We start from the raw sequence: 20,817 nt of genomic DNA on the forward strand, positions 1-20,817 counted from the left end.
GAGCAGAGGCAAAACGGGAACCCGTGTCGGGTTCCCGAGATCTTCATTCCCACTCGATCGTGCCAGGCGGCTTGCTGGTCACGTCGTAGACGACACGGTTGATGCCGCGGACTTCGTTGATGATACGGGTGGCTGCGCGGCCGAGGAATTCCATGTCGTAGTGGTAGAAATCCGCCGTCATGCCGTCGACCGAGGTGACGGCGCGCAGCGCGCAGACGAATTCATAGGTGCGGCCGTCGCCCATGACCCCAACGGTCTGGACGGGCAGCAGCACGGCGAAAGCCTGCCAGATCGCGTCATAGAGGCCGGCCTTGCGGATCTCGTCGAGATAGATCGCATCGGCTTCGCGCAGGATGTCGAGCTTCTCGCGGGTAATGCCGCCGGGGCAGCGGATAGCGAGGCCCGGACCGGGGAAGGGGTGTCGCCCGATAAAGCTGTCGGGCAGGCCGAGTTCCTTGCCGAGGGCGCGAACCTCGTCCTTGAAGAGTTCGCGCAGCGGCTCGACGAGCTGCATCTTCATGCGCTCCGGCAGGCCGCCGACATTGTGGTGCGACTTGATGGTGACCGACGGGCCGCCGGTGAAGGAGACGGACTCGATCACATCGGGATAGAGCGTGCCCTGGCCGAGGAAATCGGCGCCACCGAGTTTCTTGGCCTCGTCCTCGAAGGTCTCTATGAACAGGCGGCCGATGATCTTGCGCTTGGTTTCCGGGTCGGAAACGCCCTCGAGCTCGCCGATGAAGCGATCGGAAGCGTCGACATGGAGCAGGTGCAGATTGTAGTGCTCGCGGAACATGGCGACGACGCCGGCCGCCTCGTCCTTGCGCATCAGGCCGTGGTCGACGAGGATGCAGGTCAGCTGATCACCGACGGCCTCGTGGATCAGCAGCGCTGCGACGGAGGAGTCGACACCACCGGAAAGCGCACAGATGACGCGCTTGTCACCCACCTGCTTGCGAATGTCCTCGACCGCCTTCTGGCGGTAGGCCGACATGGTCCAGTCGCCCTTGATACCGGCAATGTTATGGATGAAATTCGCGATCAGCTTGGCGCCGTCGGGCGTATGCACGACCTCAGGATGGAACTGCACGCCATAATATTTGCGCTTTTCGTCGGCGATGAAAGCATAGGGCGCGTTGGACGACGTCGCGACGACTTCGAAGCCCTCGGGCAGCTTGGTGACGCGGTCGCCATGGCTCATCCAGACCTGGTGGCGCGAACCCTTGGACCAGAGGCCCTCGAAAAGCACGCAGTCCTCATCGACTTCGAGGAAGGCACGGCCGAATTCGCGGTGATGGCCGCTTTCCACCATGCCACCGAGCTGCATGCACATCGTCTGCTGTCCGTAGCAGATGCCGAACACCGGAAGACCACTGTCGAAGATGATCTGCGGCGCCCTCGGCGATCCCTCATCGACCGTCGAGGCCGGGCTGCCGGACAGGATGACGGCTTTCGGCTGGAGGCGCTTGAAGCCTTCCTCGGCGGACTGGAAAGGAACGATCTCGCAATAGACGCCGGCTTCACGCACGCGACGTGCGATGAGCTGGGTCACCTGGCTGCCGAAATCGACGATGAGAACGCTGTCGGGATGTGCTGTCTGGGTCATGGCGAGCCTTTAATGAAAAGCGCCTCTTCTTGCAATGCGGGAATTCGGCCGTATCAGGTTTTATTGTCCCGATTGTCCCTGTTTTCAGCGCTTGAAGCGTGTCGCGATCTTTCAAATTCGCTGCCGCGCCTCAAGCTTTTGTCTTCGCATGTCGTTATCGCAAAACCGCTGCACACTTTTGCGCGACATGCTCTAGAACCAGAAAACGCCGTCCTCCAGAGCGGTGAAAAGGCTGTCCACGGCATAGGAAAGCTTGCGGTCGACGATATGCAGATATTCCGTCCAGCCGGAAATATGCTGCAGCTCGACCGCGCCGTCGGAAATACCGCGAAGGCCGATCAGCGGCAGCTTGTAGCCCTGGCAGGCGCGCAGCACCGCATAGGTCTCCATGTCGACCATGTCGGCTGCTATATTGGCATAGGCGGCACCGGAAACAACGTTGCCACCGGTCGAAAGCGTGGCTTCGGGAATGCCGGGAATGCGCAGCGGCAGGTCGAGGTCCGCAGGCAGGTCGAGGAAGGGGGTCTTGCCCTTTTCGAAGCCGAGCGGCGAGGCATCCATGTCGCGATAGGAAACGGAGGTCACCTGATAGACTTCGGTCTGCTGCAGGCGCGCCGAACCGGCCGAGCCGAGCGAAACCACCAGATCGGGCAGATCGTCCGAAGCATCGAGACGGGAGAGCGACTTGGTGATCGCGATTGCTGCCTCGACTGGCCCGACGCCGGTCATCAGCGGTTCGATGCGCGAGCGCAGGAACGGGCCATATTCGGCCTCCGCGGCCATGACAAACAGGATGGACTTGCCTGCAACCGACTTCAGTTCGAATTTCATCCCGTAATTCCCTCTCTTCCGCGAATGACCATCATCGTCCCGGTCATGGACGCGATGAGCTTGGCCGGCCCATCGCTGATCGCATAACCTCGCCCGTCGGCGACGATGATGTTGGAGCCGGGCTTGGTGATCTCGCCCCTGAAGAGGAAGCGTTCGCCGCGCCCCGGCGACATGAGGTTGACCTTGAACTCGATTGTGAGGATCGAGGCTTCGGCATCGATGACGCTGTAAGCGGCAAAACCGCAGGCCGAATCGAGCGCTGCGGAAATGACGCCTGCGTGCAAAATGCCGTGCTGCTGTGTCAGTTTGACGTCGAAAGGAAGCTCGATTTCCACCATGCCGTGCTCGATACGCGTCAGCTCCGCGCCGATGGTGTGCATGGCGGCCTGTCGTGCAAAACTCTGGCGGATCCGCTCCCGGAAATCGCCTCTGTCGGTATCGTTCATCGCAGCCCTCTCACGACCGCGAAAGTGGCATGGCCCGCCGGATTCGACAAGGTTGCAATCCGGCTCACGGCGTTTTTGTCTTCCGCTGCCACTCCAAATGCGTCCATCTCGAACAATCTGTTCGAGATGGACGCTCCCGTCCTGTCGCCGCGCCGATGTTTCGCCAACGGCTTGCAGCACTTCATCCGCCACTGCCACATCAGACTTGATCACAGCGTGATACGGCGTAGCTCTGGGCAAGAGCGGCGGCCATTGCAAGCCGCCTTTGCGATGGCTGGATTTTGGTCTCGTCGCGGCCGCCTTAGATTGCCTCAAAACCGCTTCTGAATAAGGCGCCCCGGGTTTATGATCATGCAAACCTGAGGGCGAGCCGATGAAGACATTTTCTCAATCTATGAGTGATTACGAGGCGTGGCTGGCACACGAGCTGCAGGGCGAGCTCGTACAGGAGGGTATCGACGAGAAACACAGGAAGATGCGCGAAGAGGCATTCTCCTTCCTGCGCGCTACCTACTGGCGCTGGGCAGAAATCATCTACGCCGTGAGGCCGGAGCTTGCCGATATGCCGCAAGTGTTGTCGATCGGCGATACGCACCTCGAGAATTTCGGGACCTGGCGTGATATCGAGGGGCGGCTGGTCTGGGGTGCGAATGATTTCGACGACGCGGCGATCATGCCCTATGGTCTGGATCTTGTCCGGCTGGTCGCAAGCGCCATTCTGGCTCAGCCGGATGCCGGGATTTCCGGCAGGGCGATCGCCGAGCTCATTCTCGCTGGATATGTGCGCGGACTTGAACATGCGAGCCCGATCGTGCTGGAGCGCGATCATCCCTGGCTGCGCGACAAGCTGCTGCTTTCGGAGGATGAGCGGAAGGAATTCTGGAAGAAATGGGACAAGCACAAGCCCGGCGAAAGGCCAGCCCCCGGCCGTTTTGTTGATGCACTGAGGAATGCTTTGCCGGGGGGCGCAGGAAGTTTTACGCCCTTACCCGTGAAGAAGAAGGGAACGGGCAGCCTCGGGCGGCCACGTTTCGTCGCCTATGTGAAGGAATGGCGTGGTGGGCCTGTGCTGCGTGAAGCCAAGGCGCTTGTGCCCTCGGCATGGTCGCTGGCAAGATCGGGAGATCACGTCATCAGAACAGGCGTCATCGCCGCCGGGCGCATGCGCAGCCCAGATCCTCATTTCGCAGTGTCGGGCCGAATTCTTGTCCGCCGGCTTTCGCCGAACAGCCGCAAGATCGAGATCGAGAGCGATGCTAAAACGCTCTTGGATGGCGCCATGCTGGAACTGATGGGATTCGAGATCGCCAACATCCATTCGGATGACGCGGCAAGTGCTGCGGCTATTCGCAATGACCTGCATTCCCGCGGTGAGGACTGGCTGTATGAGGCGGCGCGGGCAGCCGCCGAAGTCACTGAAAAGGAATGGAAAGACTACCGCATGAGTGCCGGCTGAGTGATCCGCACGATATGCTGATCCCAGGCGACATCGCTATGAGCCGACAGGAAATCGCCATCATAGGAGGAAACGGCAAAACCGCCGGGAGCAGGCGCGATTCCCGCGGCATCGCGAACGCTGTCCTCGCGCAGCACATTGCCGGTTTTCGCATCGATGGTGACAGATGCGCCGCCGACCGGCGAGGTGACGCCGACCAGACCTTCCTTTCGATTGACTGCGATCGCCCCGACATAATTGGCAAGCCGCCGGGTCGTTTCCTCTGGCAAATCAATGAAAACAAGATCCTCACCCTTGGCGAAATGTCCAACGAGTGGCGGCAGGTCCTTCCTATGACCCTCATACTGGCAGGCGAACCAGATGCGACCGTTGGCCTCGAGATCGACATGGCGTGTCGAGACCGACGACCATTGCGGCGGTAGCGTATGCTTTTCGATCAGCGTGCCGGTCGCCGCATCGATGAGCGCCAGCGACGGCTGCATGTTGCCGAGATTGAGCTTGGTGCGGCCGAAATCCGGGTGGGTCTCGATACCGCCATTGGCGACAACAAGCATGCGGCCGTCATCCGAAACCGTCATGTCATGCGGGCCGACGCCATAGGTTTCGTATTCGCCGATACGGACGAAACGGTTCGTCGCATCGTAGAGGCCGATCATGCCCCTGTTGTTGTCGAAGTCGTTTTCGCTGGCATAGAGCAACCGCCCATCCGGCGAAAACGCACCGTGGCCGTAGAAATGGCGGCCCTCCGGTGAGGTGATGACGATCGGTTCGCCCCTGTTCCGGGGGTCGAAGATCATCGCGAAGGTACCCGGCCTGCGGGCGAAGGCGACGGTGTGGCCGGTGGCAACACTATGGGCCATGCCATGGGCGCGGGCGGGCAGCGCCACCTGATCGACAATCTCCCCGCGTTCGGTAACCGTCGCGACCGCAAAGGAGCCGTTGGCAGCGCGGATACCGGATGCGTAGACAGCATCGGCGCGCGTGAGAGCCAGCAGCGCTTCAGGTTTCAGCGCAGCCAGAAAGCCGATACCGGCGGCCTTGACGAAGCCACGGCGGTCGATGGCGGCGCTGCGCCACATCGGTCAGTCTCCGTCCGAGAAGGAGAAGCCGGCCGAAAGACCGATTGCCGCTCCATACTGATCGCTGATCGTGGTGATGAGATCGCGGCTTTCGCTAAGCAGCGTATCGAGCTTGCCCCTCTCCGCATCGCTGACCGCGACTTCGATATCCGGGTTCAGCTTCGAGACGCTGTCGATGATCGTCTTCAACTTGGTGTCGATTGAATCGGCAACCGCCTTCTTTTCGGGCGGCAGCAGCTCGGCCATGCCGGCCTTCTGCCAGAGGGTACGAATGCCCTCAAGATTGGCGGCCATCGATTTCCAGGTGTTCTTGGAACGCCAATAGATCGCCATGCGCGGACGGGCGGGCGTATCCTTGCCCTTGTAGAATTGCTCCAGTCGCTGGTCGCGGACATTCTCCGCGCCGTGGACGAGGATGCCGAGGAGGGCGGTCACTGCCTCCTTGTTATCCATGAAATCGTCGCTCTGCGGGCCAGGATGTTTCCAGCCCGCCTGCACACCGTCAGGCTTTTCCCAGGCGGCGACCACTTCGCCGGCTTCACGCTGGATATTGCCGGCAACCGCCTGGCCATACAGGCAGCGGAAACCGCCCTTCTGCTTGATCAGGTCCTCGGACCCGTTGCCGTAGAGCACATATTCGAGTGCGGTCAGACCCTGCAGAGCAACACTCTTGCCGGCGATGGCGTCGACTGTCGCGTCCTTCGGATCGGCCTTGGCGATCAGCGCCTGCACCTGCTTCAGGCCGACACCCTTGCGGTCGGGATAGAAGAGGATGTGCTCGAAGAGATTGTCCTGGATGACAGGGCCGGTCTGGACGATCTCGATCGTCGACCAGTAGCGGATCGTATCGTCGAATGCCGATTTGGCGCGGTCGAGCGTCTGCTGTGTACCGGAGGCGCAGAGATCGTTCATGGCGGTCGTCAGGCGCGCGGACGATTGCTGCATGTTACGATAGCCTGGGCGGATGACCTCATCGACGGCGCGCTGCATGACCGACGGCACGGCATCCTCGTTCAGTCCCGCAGCGGGCGTCGCCGCGCTCTGGGCGGCAGCCGATGTGGCAAGGCCGGTCACGGCGAGGCAGAGGAGGGTGTGCCAGGGGCGCATTAAAGTGACTCCAGGAATGTAATCAGGGCCTCTCTATCGCCTTTTGATAGAGAGGAGAATGCGCTACGGGCTTTTTCCGCTTCGCCGCCATGCCAGAGGATTGCTTCGGTGAGATTTCTGGCGCGGCCGTCATGCAGGAAGAAGCTGTGTCCGCTGACAGTCCGGGTCAGTCCTATACCCCATAGCGGTGGCGTGCGCCATTCCCGTCCGCTTGCAAGTCCCACCTGCTGCCCATCGGCAAGACCGTCGCCCATGTCGTGCAGCAGAAAATCGGAATAGGGCCAGATGAGCTGGAAGGATTGCGCCTTTTCGGCGGTATCGCGGCGCGTGACGAACTTCGGCACGTGGCAGGAAATGCAGCCCGATTCATAGAACAGCTGCTTGCCGCGCAAGGTTTCTGCGAAACTTGCTTTGCGCCGGGCAGGCACGGCGAGGTTTTCGGAATAGAAGGTCACCAGGTCGAGCACCGGGCCAGGAGCTTCCTGCTCGCCGAGGCGTTTCTGCACGCCATCAGGCATGGCGAGGCACTTTGTCTCAGCGCCGGTGCAGTCGCCGTAGGCATTTGGCGCGTCCGGCGTCGAAATGCCGATATCGGTGGAAAAGGCGTCAGCGCTCTGGTCGCGTATATTGGCATTCTGCGCCTTCCAGCCGAAGCGCCCCAGTGCAATATTGCCGCTGCGGTGGTCGCGTACGATCGCCGTCTTGCCGGAGATACCATCATGATCGAGATCATCAGGATCGGCATGGGCAAGAATATCCGCCTCGGGGATCGCCTGGATCAGGCCGAGGCCGATCATCGCCGGGGCGACCCGCGCTGAGATCGTTGTTGCCGGATCGAGCGGGCCGTAGGCGAGGTCCTTGGCGGAATAGGCGGGTTTGCGCAGGCTAACCGTCTCCCCGCCCGCAAGCGTGACAGTCTCCTCGGTATAGGCGACAGCAACCTTGCCTTCGGCGGCAAGCCCCGGAACCGCGAGGTCCTGAAGCTGGTGCCCATAAACCGGATCGGGGAAGTTGACGACATCGGCGCCGGCGATTGCTTTCTCTTCCTCCGCTGTCTTCGCTGCACGGGCAATACGCAAGACCATCGAGGTAGCGCTTGGACCACCCTCCGGCGGTTTGCCGCGACCGTCATTGGCGTGGCAGCTCATGCAGGAACGGGCGTTGAAGAGCGGGCCGAGCCCGTCGGAAGCTTGTGTCGAGGATGGCGCCGAAACCCAAAGCTTGCGGAAGAGCGCATTGCCAAGCCGGAAATTCTGCTCTTCCTCGAAGGGGATATTGGCCGAGATATGCGAGAAACTGTCTTCGGTAACCGGATCGACGGAGGTCGCCGCACCCGCTTGCATGGCCTCGTAAGGCTCCGCCTTGCTGAAATCGCTGGTCGGCCTTGTGATATCGGCGACGCGCTTCAGGTCTGCATCGGAAAGATCGATCCGTCTGGTGGGAAGATCGAAAGCGTCGGCGATGGCGACGGGAAGCCCGGCAAGCAAGGCGCAGAAAGCTGCGCTGACAAGAAGGTGACGGGCAGGGTCATGCGACATTTCAAGGGTCCGGGCCGTTCCGCGATCGGAACGGCCCGCCTTTTTGCTTATTTGAAGACAGCGTTAGGATTATCCAGGCTGTCGGAACCTTCAAGCTCCACGGTGCCGAGGTCAAGTGCGGCAATAACACGCTGGACCGACTTCGTCTGGTCGATGAGACCGTCGATAGCAGCCTGGACGACGGCGTTGCCTTCCTTGTTGCCCTCGCCAATCATCTGGTCGTATTTCTCGACTGTCTCGCCGCGCTTGGCCATGGCGTGCATGGCATCCAGCGTCGTATTGAGCTTGCCGGTCATCTCGGCGTCCAGTGCCTTGTCCTTGGCGGCAACGAGGTCGTGCAGCGAAGGGCCGGTCATCTTTGTGCCGTCGACGCGGGTATATTCGCCCGTATAGGCGGCGGCGATGCCGATCGCGTCGTTCAGATGCGAGTTGTAAGTATTGTCGGAGAAGCAATCATGCTCTTCTTCCGGATCGTGCAGCAGCAGGCCGAGCTTCATACGCTCGCCGGCCAGTTCACCATAAGAGAGCGAACCCATGCCTGTCAGGATGGCGGCGAGACCGGCCTTCGGATCAGCTTCGACATGCTTGGTGGCTTCACCGTCGGGCGCCCAGTTGTCGGTCATTTCTTGCAGGTCGGAAACGAGCAGCGTGGAGGCGGACTTCAGATACTCGGCGCGGCGGTCGCAATTGCCATGTGTGCAATTCTTCAGGTCATAGTCGGTTGCTGGGCGCTCGCCGGCACCTGGTCCCGTTCCATGCAGATCCTGGCCCCAGAGCAGGAATTCGATGGCGTGATAGCCGGTCGCGACATTGGCCTCGATACCGCCGGCTTCGGCCAGCGTGCCCGAGAGGAATTCCGGCGTCAGCTTGGAGGCGTCGACATCCTTGCCATCGATCTTGATCGTCTTGTTGGCAATGACATTAGCGACATAGAGCGAGTTCTCGTCGCTTTCCGTACCGTAAGAAGGATCGACATAGTCGATCAGGCCTTCATCCAGCGGCCATGCGTTGACCTTGCCTTCCCAGTCATCGACAACAGGGTTGCCGAAGCGGTAGACTTCCGTCTGCTGATAGGGGACGCGCGCCTTGATCCAGGCATCCCGGGCAGCCTTCAACGTCGTATCGTTGGGCGTCTTCAGGAATATATCGATGGCCGCGTCGAGCGCCTTCGCAGTCGTCAGCGAGTCCTCGTACTTGGCATGGGCGACTTCGGCATAGTGTTTCACGACTTGAGCAGCATCGGGCGCCGCATAGGCGGGAAGGGCGAGCAGGGCGGCGGGGGCGATCGCCAGCGCGGCTGCGCGGAATGTGCGGTTGAGCTTCATAATCCTCTCCTGTGACGGATTTCCGTCTGAATCCGGCAATCGTCTCTTCGCGCAAAAGCAAACTGGTGTCAAACACTCTAGTTTGGAATGGTTTTAAGGATGGATGACTGTATTTAGCTGGTCGTTTGAAGACTATCTGACCGCAAATTCTAGGATCACCTGCACGACGGATCGCCCTTGCTACCTCTGCGTCTCGTGATCAACGCGGATCATGCAGGGTTTTCGATTTCCGCTGCAGAGCGCTTCTCAGCCGTCCCTTCTCAGGCGGCAGAAGAAGAAGCCATCCGTATCCGTCGACGCCGGCGTCAGCGTGATCGTCTTGCCATCGGAAGAGCGTGGGCGCGCGCTGTCCTTGCCGAACAGGCTGTCCCAGGCCGGCAGCGCGCTTTCAATCTTGAAATCGCCATTCTCGGCAGCAAAGCGCCGCACCTGCTCTTCGTTCTCCTGCGGCAGCACCGAACAGGTGACGTAGATGAGGTCGCCACCAGGGCGCACGAAGCTGCTTGCCTGCTTCAGGGCGTCCTGCTGCTGGGCGGTGCGCTCGTCGAGGTTCTTTGCCGTTAGCCGCCATTTCGTGTCCGGCCGGCGGCGCCATGTGCCGGTGCCGGTGCAGGGGGCATCGACCAGAACCTTGTCGCAGCGGTTGCGCAGGTTGGACAAGCCCTTGGCATCGTCATGGACCTGGACGTTGCGCGTGCCGGCGCGCTTCAGACGCTCGATGATCGGCGCAAGCCGCTTGCGATCGGCGTCATAGGCGTGAACCTGACCCTTATTGTGCATGGCGGCCGCCATGGCGAGCGTCTTGCCGCCGCCGCCGGCGCAATAATCCAGCACCTGCTCGCCATCCCCAGGCAGGACGAGATCGGCGACGATCTGCGATCCCTCGTCCTGAACCTCGAACCAGCCCTTCTGGAACGAAAGCTCGGCCGTGACGTTAGGAAGACGTGAGGCGCCTTCGCCGGCGGGAATCCGGATGCCGTAGCGTGCGATCTTCGCCTCGTTCGCGCCGGCGCGTTCCAGAGCCTTGAAGGCCTTTTCACGGGTGGCCTTCAGGATATTGGCGCGCAGATCAAGCGTCGGGCGCCCGGCAAGTGCCTGCGCCTCGGAAAGCCACTCGCCGCCGAAAGCCTGTTCGAAGGAGGGCTGTACCCATTCCGGAATATCGCCCTGCACATGTGGGGAGGCATCGGAAAGAGAACGGCTGGCAAAGGCTGCGAGCGCTTCTGCGGAAAGCGGCGTCGGCGCGAACTTGTCGCCTGCAAGTTCCGCAGCCAGTGTTTCCGGCGTAAAACCCCACTGGCGGAACATGACGGCGTGCGCAATGGCAACGGCACTGTCATCGTCCATCAGATAGGCATGGGACAATCGCATGCGCAGCGCGTCGTAGACAATGTTGCCGATCGCCGCCCGGTCGCCGGAGCCGGCAAAGCGGTGAGCGAGGCCCCAGTCCTTCAGCGCATCGGCGACAGGCCTTTTACGGGCATCGATATCAGCCAGAACCGAGATCGCCCCTTCGAGGCGGCCGCCCAAACGCATTCAAAATTCTCCTGTTGCCTTGGCTGGTGAACGATCCGCGCAAGAAAGAACCCCCAGCAAAGCTGTTCGGCTGGGCGGATTGTTCACAAGTCTCAACCGCGTGGTACCCGCGATTGACGGCAAGAGCAAGCGCCGCATCCGGCGCAGGGATTGTGCGGAGGACTTGGCCTCAGCTGATGACTTCGTAGCAGACCTTCGCAGTGCCCGAGGAGACCATGCCGATATTCTGTGCGGCAGCGCGCGACAGATCGAGCACGCGACCGCGGATGAACGGACCACGGTCATTGATGCGAACGACGACGCTGCGGCCGTTGTTGCGGTTGGTGACCTTCACCTTTGTGCCGAACGCCAGAGAGCGATGTGCGGCAGTGTAGACGGCCGGGTTCATGCGTTCCCCGGAAGCAGTTTTGGAGCGAAGTGCGTACCACGAAGCACCGCCACATCCGTTGGCAGCAAATCCTTCAGCCGGAAGGATGAAAGAGCACGCTGCAATGGCTGCGGTAGTGATTAGAGAACGGCAAATTTTCTTCAAAACGGATTGTCCCTCAACTATTGAACTTGCGCCTTCACAGGCGGCGGGGCTTAAATCCGGGGAAAAGTGGCGAAAAAGTGCCGAACACGATCACGGAACATTACAGTCTGTAATATTTGTGATTCCAATAACATTGCGGTAGCAGGACACCGCTTTGGCAATTCTTGGAAAAAGCCTAATGAAATCAGTTAAAATCCGAACGATTTTTTCGCGTAAACGGTAAACATTTGATGGCCGTTGGAAATCACAAAAAATTTTTTCTCAGGGTGCCATATTTGTCGCCACATTTGCGCAAATTTAGAGGCCGTTAACCATAATACGGAGCGAAATTCAGTTCGCAAAAATCAGAAAGTAGGAAATTCCTACTCTTTATGGATTATAACCCTATCACCCGAATGAGAGGGGTTCGTCAGCCGCGCCAACCGTCATTTTGCCACAACTGGGCGAGCGACATCGGATAGTTCGGGAAGGCAAACCGGAAGCCTGCAGCCTTCAGCTTGGCATTGGAAACGCGCTTGTTCTCTCCATAGAAGGAACGCGCCATCGGCGTCATCTCGGCGGTCTCGAAAGGCTGCTCCGGCGGCGGCGTGACGCCCATCAGGCTGGCGGCCTCGACTATGACATCCTGCGGCGGACCGGGTTGGTCGTCGGTGACATTATAGATCCCGCCGAGCGCATGTTCTGACAGAAACCGTGTGGAAGCGCCGATGTCCTCCACGCGGATACGATTGAACACCTGGTCCTTCTTGATGATGCGGCGCGCTGTGCCGCGGTCCAGATTGACGAAGGCGTTGCGTCCCGGTCCATAGATGCCGGAAAGTCGCAATATGGCGGCCGGCGTTTCGCGGGAACGGCCGAGCGCAAGCCAGGCATCCTCGGCGTCGAGACGTTCCTTGGAGCGGCCCGAGACCGGTATACACGGCGTTTCCTCGGTCACCCAGGAACCCTTGTGGTCACCATAGACGCCGACCGTGGAGAGATAGCCGATCCATTGCAGGTCAGGCAGAAGCACCGTGCTGTCCTTCCCAAGTAATGCAAGCAGCGGGTCGGCATCGCGCGGAGCGATCGACTGAACGAGATGCGTGACGGTGGCCATCGCTGCACGTAGGTCGTCGCTGAAGTCCTCTCCGTTGAAGATAAAGGCTTCGATCTCGATCTTGCGCAACTCTTCGGCTTTCTCTTCCGAACGGGTCGTACCGGAGACTCGAATGCCGCTGTCGCCGAACGCCTTGGCGATAGCCGTGCCGGAATAACCGCAGCCAAAGATCATCACATGCATCAGCTCACCCCTGCCAATCGCCATTCATTGAGGACGTCATCGTCCGACTCATTTTCCTTTTGTGCGGCAAAGGCTTTGAATTCGCCAGCCTCCATGAGCCGCGACAGCGCCCAAACCGCCATGCCGCGCACGACCGGCGAGGTATCGGCGGCAAGCGCACGACATCGCTCGATCAGGCTCCGCTCGCCGGAATTGCCAGCGGCGATCAGTACATTGCGAATGAAGCGGTCACGCCCGATGCGCTTGACCGGCGAACCGCTGAAGAACGTGCGGAAGCTTGGGTCGTCGAGTGACAAGAGGAAGGCGATCGAAGGCTCCTTCAGATCCTCCCTTGCCTTCAGCTTCATTTCCGACGCTTCGTTTGCGAACTTGTTCCAGGGGCACGCGGCAAGACAATCGTCGCAGCCATAGATGCGGTTGGCGATCAGCGGCCGGAATTCGGGATCGATCGGCCCCTTATGTTCGATCGTCAGATACGAGATGCAGCGGCGCGCGTCGATCTGGTAGGGGGCAGGAAAGGCAGCCGTCGGACAGGCGTCGAGGCATGCACGGCAGGAGCCGCAATGGTCGATCTCTGGCGCATCCATATTGAGATCGGCCGTCGTGAACATCGAACCGAGGAAAAGCCAGGAGCCATGTTCGCGGCTGACGAGATTGGTGTGTTTGCCCTGCCAGCCGAGACCGGCGGCTGCCGCGAGCGGCTTTTCCATGACGGGTGCAGTGTCGACGAAGACTTTTACATCCGCGCCTGCCCTGGCGGCGAAGCGGGTCGCAATCTCTTTCAGCCGGCCCTTGATGACATCGTGATAGTCGCGATTTCGTGCATAAACGGAAATTGCCGCCTTTTCCGCCTTGCCAAGGATGCCACGCGGGTCTTCGTCAGGCCCATAATTCAGACCGAAGACGGCGACCGAGCGCACATCGCTCCAGAGCGTGCGCGGATCACCGCGGCGCTCACGCGTTTCCGCCATCCATTCCATCGTCCCATGCCTGTTGGCATCGATGAACTGTCCAAGCCGTTCCTTGGCCTCCGGGATCGAATCGGGACGGGTGATGCGGCAGAGATCGAAGCCAAGAGCCGCCGATTCCGCCTTCAGGAAGGCGGTCAAATTGTCGCGGCGCTTCTGCTCCCTGGTATCGTCGGTTTTCGCTTCGGGCATCAAAAGCCCTCGTCAGAAATCCAGATCGGCATAATGGGAAACCGGCGTCAGTCCGCGCACGCGCTCGGTGAGCATCGGCCGGAAGGAGGGGCGCGATTTCAGCCGCTGGTACCAGTCTTTGGCGAGTGGCGATTCCGACCAGTCGATTTCCCCGAGATAATCGAGGATGGAAATGGAGGCTGCGGCGGCCAGATCGGCGTAACTCATCCGGTCGCCGGCAAGCCACTGGCGCGAGCCTGCAAGCCAGGTGAGATAACGCATGTGCTGGCGGATATTCGCGCGCGCCGTGCGCAATATCTTGGAATCCGGGGCGCCTCCGCCCTGGTCGGCCGTCATCTGAAGCTTATAGACGCGCTCGCGCGCCAGCGGCTTGGTGACGTCGTTTTCCATCTTCTGCATGAACCATTCCGTCAGCCGGCGGATTTCCGCACGCTGGAATGGATCTTCGGCGAGCAACCGACGGTCGCGCTTCAGCACGCCATGCGTCTCGTCGAGATATTCTGAAATGACGGTCGCGCCACAGAGCGCCCGCATGCTGTCGTCGACATAAACGGGCAGCGTACCGGCCGGGTTGAGCGCCAGGAAGTCGCGGCGCTTCTCCCAGGTCTGTTCCTCGATCAGCTCCGCCTGATAGCCGTATTCCGCCAGAATGAGCCTGACGAAGCGGGATGCGGACGACATGGGATGATGATAAAGCGTGGGCATCGATACTCGGACTTTTGATTGTGGTGCATGGGCTCAAGGGCTCGCCACTTATACCGCCCTAGTCATGACTCATTAGTTGAAGCTATAGGAGCTTGCCCCCGCCAATACAAGCGAATCGGGCTCACCTGCCTGACAAGGGACAAAACATGGCTGCCTGAATCATCGCAACTCCCCGCTCGCCTTTTCTTGCCTCCCGCTCTGGCGAATGATGATTGTGCAGTGCAATATAAGCCTGACCGCCACTCCAGTCCGACCGAACCCCAAACCGGAGACACTTTATGGACTACATAAACTCTATAATTCTGGGCATTATAGAAGGGATCACAGAGTTCCTGCCGATTTCGAGCACCGGCCATCTGATCATTGCCGAACAGTGGCTTGGTGCCCGCAGCGATACATTCAACATCGTCATTCAGGCGGGAGCGATCCTCGCCGTCACGATTATCTACTGGCGTCGTCTGCTTGATCTGCTGCTCGGCTGGCGCGATCCGCAAAACCGCGATTATGCCTTTAAACTGATTGTTGCCTTTCTGATCACCGCAGTGCTCGGCCTTCTCGTCAAGAAAATGGGTTTCGAGCTGCCTGAGACCGCAACGCCGGTCGCCTCGGCCCTGATCATCGGCGGTATCTGGATGATCTTTGCCGAATGGGCTGCCGCCCGCCGCCCGCCGAGCGCCCACATCACCTGGCTTGTTGCCATTCTGGTCGGTATCGCCCAGGTCGTCGCCGGTGTCTTCCCGGGCACGTCCCGCTCCGGCGCCACGATCTTCGTCGCCATGCTGGCCGGTACGGCCAATCGCGCAGCGGCAACCGAATTTGCGTTCCTCGTCGGCATTCCGACCATGTATGCCGCAAGCGCCTTCTCGCTGCTGAAGACCTTCAAGGATGGCGGCGCGGCCAATGAAGACTGGACAGCGCTCGGCATCGCGTTCGTCGTCTCCACGATCGTCGCCTTCGTCGCCGTCAAATGGTTGCTGGCCTATATCAGGAGCAACCGCTTCACGGTCTTTGCGATCTATCGCATCATTTTGGGTGTCGTCCTGCTCGGCATGGCGATGGCCGGCATGATCAGCTGATATGCTGAAAAAGTGAGCGATCGAACATTGGTCGCTCGCATCAAGGCAAAAATAAAAGCCGGTTCGAAAGGACCGGCTTCTTTATTAGTGGGTGATGGAGGCCGTCGAGCAGGGATCGACGCCATAGGCCGGCGAGCAACCGCCCTTCACCGCTGCGACGGAGCCCGGCGCAATGAAGGAGCCTGCGAGGATGACCAGTGCCGCACACGCAAAAAGAAGCGCGATTGACTTACCCATTAGAAATAGCCTTTCACAGTGATTGCCGCACGCCTGCGAGGCGCTTGAGTCTGTCTGAAGACGCGCGGGGGTGTTTAGTCAGTGGAATGGCAAATAGCAATAAATGTTCCTGCTAAATTTGGTGTTAATTCCACTAAATTTCCTATGCGTCTTTTATGCAACGTCACACATTATGAAACGCCTCATAACGCGCCAGGCTTGCCCCGGATTTGCATCGCACAAAAACAAAGCGCCGCCCGTGAATGTTCACGAGCGGCGCTTGAACGACCGTCTGTCGATTATCAGGCAGCCTTGCCGGAGCCGGTATACTGACCGTGCGGGCGGTAATGCACCAAATAGGAGTCGAGCACGGAAGTCGCCATCGTCGGCTTGATGCCAAGGCCCTTCAGCGTGCGGCCTTCAGCTTCGGCTTCCTTTGAAACGACGTTGTCGTGCTTCAGTAGCTTGACCTGGTCCGGCGTGATCGGCGGCGCGATGAAAGGCACCAGCGAGGCGATGCTGCCGATCATGGATGCGATGCCGAACGGCAGGGAAACGAGCGGGTTCTTGCGGACCGTGACCTTGAGCATGGTCTCGAGACATTCGCGGAAGGTAAGCACTTCAGGACCGCCAAGTTCATAGATCTTGCCAGTTTCGACCTTGCCGTCGACAGCGCGGGCAACAGCCTCGGCAACATCTTCAACATAGACGGGCTGGAATTTCGTCTTGCCGCCGCCCACGAGCGGCAGAACAGGAAACATGCGCGCCATGTCGGCGAACTTGTTGAAGAAGCTGTCTTCGGGACCGAAGACGACAGACGGGCGGAAGATCACCGCGTCCGGCTTGATCGACAGGATGGCGGCTTCCGCGCGGCCCTTGGTGCGGCCGTAACTGGACTGGGAGCCGGAATTTGCACCGATAGCCGAGAGGTGGGTGAGCGTCGCACCTGCGTTGCGGGCAGCTTCGGCAACGGCGCGACCGCCGAATTCTTGCACCGCATCGAACGTGTTGCGGCCGCTCTCGTGGAGGATGCCGACGCAGTTGATGACATGGTCGGCACCTTCGACGGCCCGGTCGATCGAATTGCGGTAGCGCAGGTTGGCCTGGACGAAAGATATCTGGCCGACATTACCGAGTGGCTGCAGGAAGCCTGCGAGATCGGGGCGGCGCACCGCAACGCGAATGCGGTAGCCACGCTTGGCGAGCGCCCGCACGACATGTCTGCCGATGAAGCCGGACCCTCCGAACACGGTGACGAGCGGCGGCAGGTTGGCAAGGGTCATGGCAGGCTCCTCGAAAGGCTTTGGAATGCTGTGATTGTTTTCGTCTTAGCCCAATACCGACGCGACGAAAAGGGCCATCGCGCCGCAGTTCTTACCCGTTCAAAACTGGCTCAGACGCCTTCGACCACGACCATTTCCGCGTCAGCCACCTCATGGCGGATTTTTGCGGCAGCCTGGTATTCGGGCGAATTATAGCAGTCGACGGCATGTTGCATCGTGGGAAATTCGATGACCACGTTGCGGGCACGCGCCTTGCCTTCAAGCTCGGTAATTGCACCGCCGCGGGCGAGGAAATTCGCGCCGTATTTCTCGAAGGCCGGCTTTGCGGTCGCGACGTAATCCTTGTAGCGCTCGAGGTCGCGTACATCGACGCGGGCGATCCAGTATCCCTTGGCCATTCCTGTCTCCCGTTTCAGCGGTTCGCCGGCCAGAGCGCGGCGACCATTTCATTGAGGATTGCACGAGCAGCTTCCCGAGGCTCCGGCGCCTTGACGATCGGGCGCGCGACGACGAGATGGGTGGACCCGGCCTTCAGTGCATCCCTAGGCGTCATCACCCGTTTCTGGTCGCCCTTTTCGGCGCCCGTCGGGCGAATGCCTGGCGTAACGATCGCCATATCAGGTCCAACGATCTCGCTGACAGCGGCGGATTCTTCGGCGGAGCAGACGATGCCGCCCATACCCGCAGCACGCGCCTGTTCGGCGCGGCGCGCGACCAGCGCCCGCGGATCATATTGATACCCGGCCTCGACGAGGTCTTCGGCATCCATCGAAGTCAGCACGGTCACGCCGAGCAGGCAGAGACCGGAGCCCCTTGCCGCCTCGACTGCGGCCTTCATCGCTTTCGGATAGGCATGCAGCGTCAGCATCGACATGCCCATCTTGGCGATGTTTTCGACGCCGGATGCGACCGTATTGTCGATGTCGAGCAGTTTCATGTCGAGGAAGATCTTCTTGCCGCTAGCGGCAAGGTCGCGGGCGAGTTCCAGCCCGCCGGCAAAAACGAGCTGGTAGCCGATCTTGTAGAAGAGAACGTCGTCGCCGAGCGTGGAAACCAATCTTTCCGCTTCGCCGATCGTTGGAACATCCAGTCCGACGATCAACCGCTCGCGTGCGTCCATCTCAAATCATCCCCGCCAGTCTTCAATGGGTGTCCAGTCGCATGATAAGCGCCGATCTGCAAGGCCGAAAGCATAGAGATTGCCGCCGCCGGCCGGCTGGTCGCGATCACGCGCAATGGGGGCTCCGGCCAGTTGGCATTTGAGCAGCGTTCCAACGCCGCCATGGCCGACGAAGGCGATCGGCGCTGTCCGGTCATGAGAGGATAGGATGGTTTCGACGGCAGAAACGATGCGGGCCTGCGCATCAGTGGCCCGTTCCCAGCCCCTGAAGCTCTCTTCCGGGTGTGCGAAAAACCAGTTGGCCGCCTCTTCGAACTTGTCCGGTGGCAGGAAACCGGTGGCGGAGCGGTCGTTCTCATGCATGCCATGCACGATCTCGATTTTCACGCCTGACGCCGCTGCAAGGATTTCCGCCGTCTCGATCGCTTTCGTCTCGTCGCTGGAGACGATACGGGTCAGCCGTTTCGCCCAGTCGCTTGAAGCAGCCTTGCGGGCGCGTTCTGCGCCAATGTCGGAAAGCCCCCACTTGGGAACGGGAATCTCAGGGTCGATCTTGACCTGGGGATGAGTAATATAAAGTCCAAACATTTATCCGCGCCGATAGATCCAGAGTTGAGCTGGAGGAATATTGCGCACGATGAAATCAAAATGATGAATGCTGTAGCGATCGGCATTGGCAACGATCGGCGAGACCGCGCCATAGGAGATCTGCACTACCGGCCGGCCCTCCGGCATGCGATCGAGCAGGCTTTCCAGGAGCGCGATGCGCGCCTGCATGGGAAAATTCAGAAGCGGTATGCCTGAGATCACAGAATCGAACGTCTGGTCCTTGAACACGCCGAGCGTCCGGTCGAGATCGAAGGCATCGCCGTTGATGAAGTTCACGCCTGGATAGAGGCGTACGAGATGTTCGTAGAAATCCGTCGAATATTCGATCGCGACGAGCTTTTCCGGCTTTATGCCATGCGCGAGGATTGCCTTGGTGATGGCGCCCGTGCCGGGCCCGAGTTCGAGCACTGGCAAGTCCGAATGCGGATTTGCGACACTCGCCATCTTGCGGGCGGTGATCGAGGAAGTCGGAACGATGGAGCCGACGGTTTTCGGCCCCTGCATCATGCCCTTGAAGAAGCGGATTTCCTCGTCAAACTTCCTGCCGAGCCGTTCCTTGAGCCGCAGTGCCATGCCGTCCTCCCATGCCTGCCGTTAAACCCTCCCTTAATTGCAGGAGGATGAAGCAAAAACAAGAGGCGATGTCGCGATCAGGAAAGTTTCGACGACAAAAGCGACGCGAGATTAAACGCGCATCGGCATCAGCACATAGAGAGCGTCGTCACCTGCGGTGTCACGCACAAGTGTCGGCGAGCCCGCATCGGCCAGAAGGAAGATAGCCTCGTCTCCGGAAAGCTGCGCGGTGATATCGAGCAGATATTTGGCGTTGAAGCCGATTTCCATCGGGTCGGTATCATAGCCGACTGCGACTTCTTCGGTCGCACTGCCGGAATCCGGATTGTTGACGGTGAGCAGAAGCTGGCCGTCGGAAAGGGCAAGCTTTACGGCGCGCCCGCGCTCGGAGGAAATGGTCGAAACGCGATCGACGGCCTGGGCGAAGCTCGTGCAATCGACGCGCATTTCCTTGTCGTTATTGGTGGGAATAACGCGCTGGTAGTCTGGGAATGTTCCGTCGATGAGCTTCGAGGTCATGACGATTCCGCCGATCGTGATGCGGATCTTGGCGTCGGAAACTTCCACGGTGACGACCGCATCAGGCGAGTCGACGAGCTTCTGCAGTTCGCCGACCGTCTTGCGCGGAATGATGATGCCCGGCATGCCTTCAGAGCCCGAGGGCGCATCGACATCGGCGCGCGCCAGGCGATGACCGTCGGTGGCGACAGCACGCAGCTTCAGATCGCCGCCGCTCTCGATCGTGTGGAAGAAGATGCCGTTCAGATAGTAGCGTGTTTCTTCGGTCGAGATCGCAAACTGCGTGCGGTCGATCAGCATCTTCAGGTCGCTTGCCTTCAGCTTGAAGGAATGCGTGAACGTGCCGGCGGTCAGGTCGGGGAAGTCGGATTCCGGCAGGCACTGCAGCGAGAATTTCGAGCGGCCAGACTGAACGTTCATCGAGCCGCCATCCTGGGTGGTGGCAAGCAGGACCTCTGCGCCATCGGGAAGCTTGCGGACGATGTCGTAAAGAAGATGGGCCGGAACGGTGGTGGCACCCGCCTGCTCGACATTGGCAGGTGTGGCTTCGGTAATTTCCAGATCGAGATCGGTTGCCTTCATGTCGAGGCTCTGACCATCTGCTTTCAGCAGCACGTTGGACAGGATCGGGATCGTGTTGCGGCGTTCGACCACGCGGTGGACGTGGTTCAGCGACTTCAAAAGGTTTGACCGCTCAATAGTAATACGCATGGGATGCTACCGCTTTCGACCTTTATTGCCCGGGCGCAAAAAGCGCCGCGTCACTGTTTCCCCTTCGGGAGAGGGGAGTGGACGGGCAAAATGGCAGAACTTTGCCAGCG

Annotated in this window: 21 protein-coding genes; 2 read left to right on the forward strand and 19 right to left on the reverse strand. The window is 60.1% G+C overall.

Annotation, left to right across the window (positions count from 1 at the left end; translation table 11 throughout):
* Positions 1 to 43: 43 nt before the first annotated feature.
* The 3 genes from guaA to AC1DF8_RS05485 form a co-directional block, all read right to left on the reverse strand.
* Positions 44 to 1,606, reverse strand: a complete 1,563-nt coding sequence (gene guaA / locus AC1DF8_RS05475) for a glutamine-hydrolyzing GMP synthase (RefSeq protein ID WP_477995191.1) — start codon at positions 1,604 to 1,606, stop codon at positions 44 to 46.
* A gap of 192 nt (positions 1,607 to 1,798) precedes the next feature.
* A complete protein-coding gene (locus tag AC1DF8_RS05480; RefSeq protein ID WP_007813385.1) occupies positions 1,799 to 2,437 on the reverse strand; it encodes a 5'-methylthioadenosine/S-adenosylhomocysteine nucleosidase in 639 nt (212 codons plus the stop codon).
* Positions 2,434 to 2,883: a PaaI family thioesterase gene (locus AC1DF8_RS05485; protein ID WP_029869127.1), complete on the reverse strand. Its 450-nt coding sequence runs from the start codon at positions 2,881 to 2,883 to the stop codon at positions 2,434 to 2,436. The genes AC1DF8_RS05480 and AC1DF8_RS05485 overlap by 4 nt, the downstream gene beginning before the upstream one ends.
* A 373-nt stretch (positions 2,884 to 3,256) precedes the next feature.
* Between AC1DF8_RS05485 and AC1DF8_RS05490 the strand changes: the two genes are divergently transcribed.
* Positions 3,257 to 4,339 (forward strand): DUF2252 family protein, encoded by a 1,083-nt coding sequence (locus AC1DF8_RS05490; RefSeq protein WP_477995192.1) that lies wholly within the window; start codon positions 3,257 to 3,259, stop codon positions 4,337 to 4,339.
* Here the strand turns inward: AC1DF8_RS05490 and AC1DF8_RS05495 are convergent.
* From AC1DF8_RS05495 to AC1DF8_RS05535, 9 genes are all read right to left on the reverse strand, one after another.
* Positions 4,318 to 5,418 (reverse strand): DUF1513 domain-containing protein, encoded by a 1,101-nt coding sequence (locus AC1DF8_RS05495; protein WP_477995193.1) that lies wholly within the window; start codon positions 5,416 to 5,418, stop codon positions 4,318 to 4,320. The genes AC1DF8_RS05490 and AC1DF8_RS05495 overlap by 22 nt on opposite strands.
* 3 nt (positions 5,419 to 5,421) lie before the next feature.
* Complete coding sequence (locus AC1DF8_RS05500; protein WP_112541899.1) at positions 5,422 to 6,525, reverse strand: imelysin family protein; 1,104 nt, start codon at positions 6,523 to 6,525, stop codon at positions 5,422 to 5,424.
* The gene (locus AC1DF8_RS05505; RefSeq protein ID WP_477995194.1) at positions 6,525 to 8,063 is read right to left on the reverse strand and encodes a di-heme oxidoreductase family protein; all 1,539 of its coding nucleotides are present in this window, start codon (positions 8,061 to 8,063) and stop codon (positions 6,525 to 6,527) included. The genes AC1DF8_RS05500 and AC1DF8_RS05505 overlap by 1 nt, the downstream gene beginning before the upstream one ends.
* 47 nt (positions 8,064 to 8,110) lie before the next feature.
* Positions 8,111 to 9,388 (reverse strand): imelysin family protein, encoded by a 1,278-nt coding sequence (locus AC1DF8_RS05510; RefSeq protein ID WP_029868856.1) that lies wholly within the window; start codon positions 9,386 to 9,388, stop codon positions 8,111 to 8,113.
* Between the two features lie 246 nt (positions 9,389 to 9,634).
* Positions 9,635 to 10,924, reverse strand: coding sequence for an RsmB/NOP family class I SAM-dependent RNA methyltransferase (locus tag AC1DF8_RS05515; protein ID WP_029868855.1), 1,290 nt, complete (start codon positions 10,922 to 10,924; stop codon positions 9,635 to 9,637).
* Between the two features lie 169 nt (positions 10,925 to 11,093).
* On the reverse strand, positions 11,094 to 11,456 hold the full coding sequence (locus AC1DF8_RS05520; protein WP_029868853.1) for a septal ring lytic transglycosylase RlpA family protein: 363 nt from the start codon (positions 11,454 to 11,456) through the stop codon (positions 11,094 to 11,096).
* A gap of 409 nt (positions 11,457 to 11,865) precedes the next feature.
* On the reverse strand, positions 11,866 to 12,735 hold the full coding sequence (locus tag AC1DF8_RS05525; protein ID WP_477995195.1) for an SDR family oxidoreductase: 870 nt from the start codon (positions 12,733 to 12,735) through the stop codon (positions 11,866 to 11,868).
* Positions 12,735 to 13,895 carry a tRNA epoxyqueuosine(34) reductase QueG gene (gene queG / locus AC1DF8_RS05530; RefSeq protein ID WP_477995196.1) on the reverse strand — a complete coding sequence of 387 codons (1,161 nt, stop codon included), beginning with the start codon at positions 13,893 to 13,895 and terminating at the stop codon, positions 12,735 to 12,737. The genes AC1DF8_RS05525 and queG overlap by 1 nt, the downstream gene beginning before the upstream one ends.
* Positions 13,896 to 13,907: 12 nt before the next feature.
* A complete protein-coding gene (locus tag AC1DF8_RS05535; protein WP_112541893.1) occupies positions 13,908 to 14,600 on the reverse strand; it encodes a glutathione S-transferase family protein in 693 nt (230 codons plus the stop codon).
* A 278-nt stretch (positions 14,601 to 14,878) separates the two neighbouring features.
* On the opposite strand from AC1DF8_RS05535, the gene AC1DF8_RS05540 reads away from it, so the two are divergent.
* Positions 14,879 to 15,676 (forward strand): undecaprenyl-diphosphate phosphatase, encoded by a 798-nt coding sequence (locus AC1DF8_RS05540; protein ID WP_477995197.1) that lies wholly within the window; start codon positions 14,879 to 14,881, stop codon positions 15,674 to 15,676.
* A gap of 84 nt (positions 15,677 to 15,760) precedes the next feature.
* Here the strand turns inward: AC1DF8_RS05540 and AC1DF8_RS05545 are convergent, their stop codons facing one another.
* The 7 genes from AC1DF8_RS05545 to dnaN form a co-directional block, all read right to left on the reverse strand.
* Positions 15,761 to 15,913, reverse strand: coding sequence for a hypothetical protein (locus AC1DF8_RS05545; RefSeq protein ID WP_165911864.1), 153 nt, complete (start codon positions 15,911 to 15,913; stop codon positions 15,761 to 15,763).
* Positions 15,914 to 16,194: 281 nt separating this feature from the next.
* A complete protein-coding gene (locus AC1DF8_RS05550; protein WP_112541891.1) occupies positions 16,195 to 17,175 on the reverse strand; it encodes a complex I NDUFA9 subunit family protein in 981 nt (326 codons plus the stop codon).
* A 110-nt stretch (positions 17,176 to 17,285) separates the two neighbouring features.
* Positions 17,286 to 17,573: a DUF1330 domain-containing protein gene (locus AC1DF8_RS05555; protein WP_112970056.1), complete on the reverse strand. Its 288-nt coding sequence runs from the start codon at positions 17,571 to 17,573 to the stop codon at positions 17,286 to 17,288.
* A gap of 14 nt (positions 17,574 to 17,587) precedes the next feature.
* Positions 17,588 to 18,295 (reverse strand): orotidine-5'-phosphate decarboxylase, encoded by a 708-nt coding sequence (gene pyrF, locus AC1DF8_RS05560; RefSeq protein ID WP_477995198.1) that lies wholly within the window; start codon positions 18,293 to 18,295, stop codon positions 17,588 to 17,590.
* Positions 18,296 to 18,301: 6 nt separating this feature from the next.
* On the reverse strand, positions 18,302 to 18,883 hold the full coding sequence (locus AC1DF8_RS05565; RefSeq protein ID WP_113211261.1) for a histidine phosphatase family protein: 582 nt from the start codon (positions 18,881 to 18,883) through the stop codon (positions 18,302 to 18,304).
* Complete coding sequence (gene pmtA / locus AC1DF8_RS05570; protein ID WP_477995199.1) at positions 18,884 to 19,477, reverse strand: phospholipid N-methyltransferase PmtA; 594 nt, start codon at positions 19,475 to 19,477, stop codon at positions 18,884 to 18,886.
* A 111-nt stretch (positions 19,478 to 19,588) separates the two neighbouring features.
* Complete coding sequence (gene dnaN / locus AC1DF8_RS05575; RefSeq protein ID WP_112541886.1) at positions 19,589 to 20,707, reverse strand: DNA polymerase III subunit beta; 1,119 nt, start codon at positions 20,705 to 20,707, stop codon at positions 19,589 to 19,591.
* Between the last annotated feature and the right edge of the window lie 110 nt (positions 20,708 to 20,817).

The organism is Rhizobium sp. 05N49 (assembly GCF_056396805.1).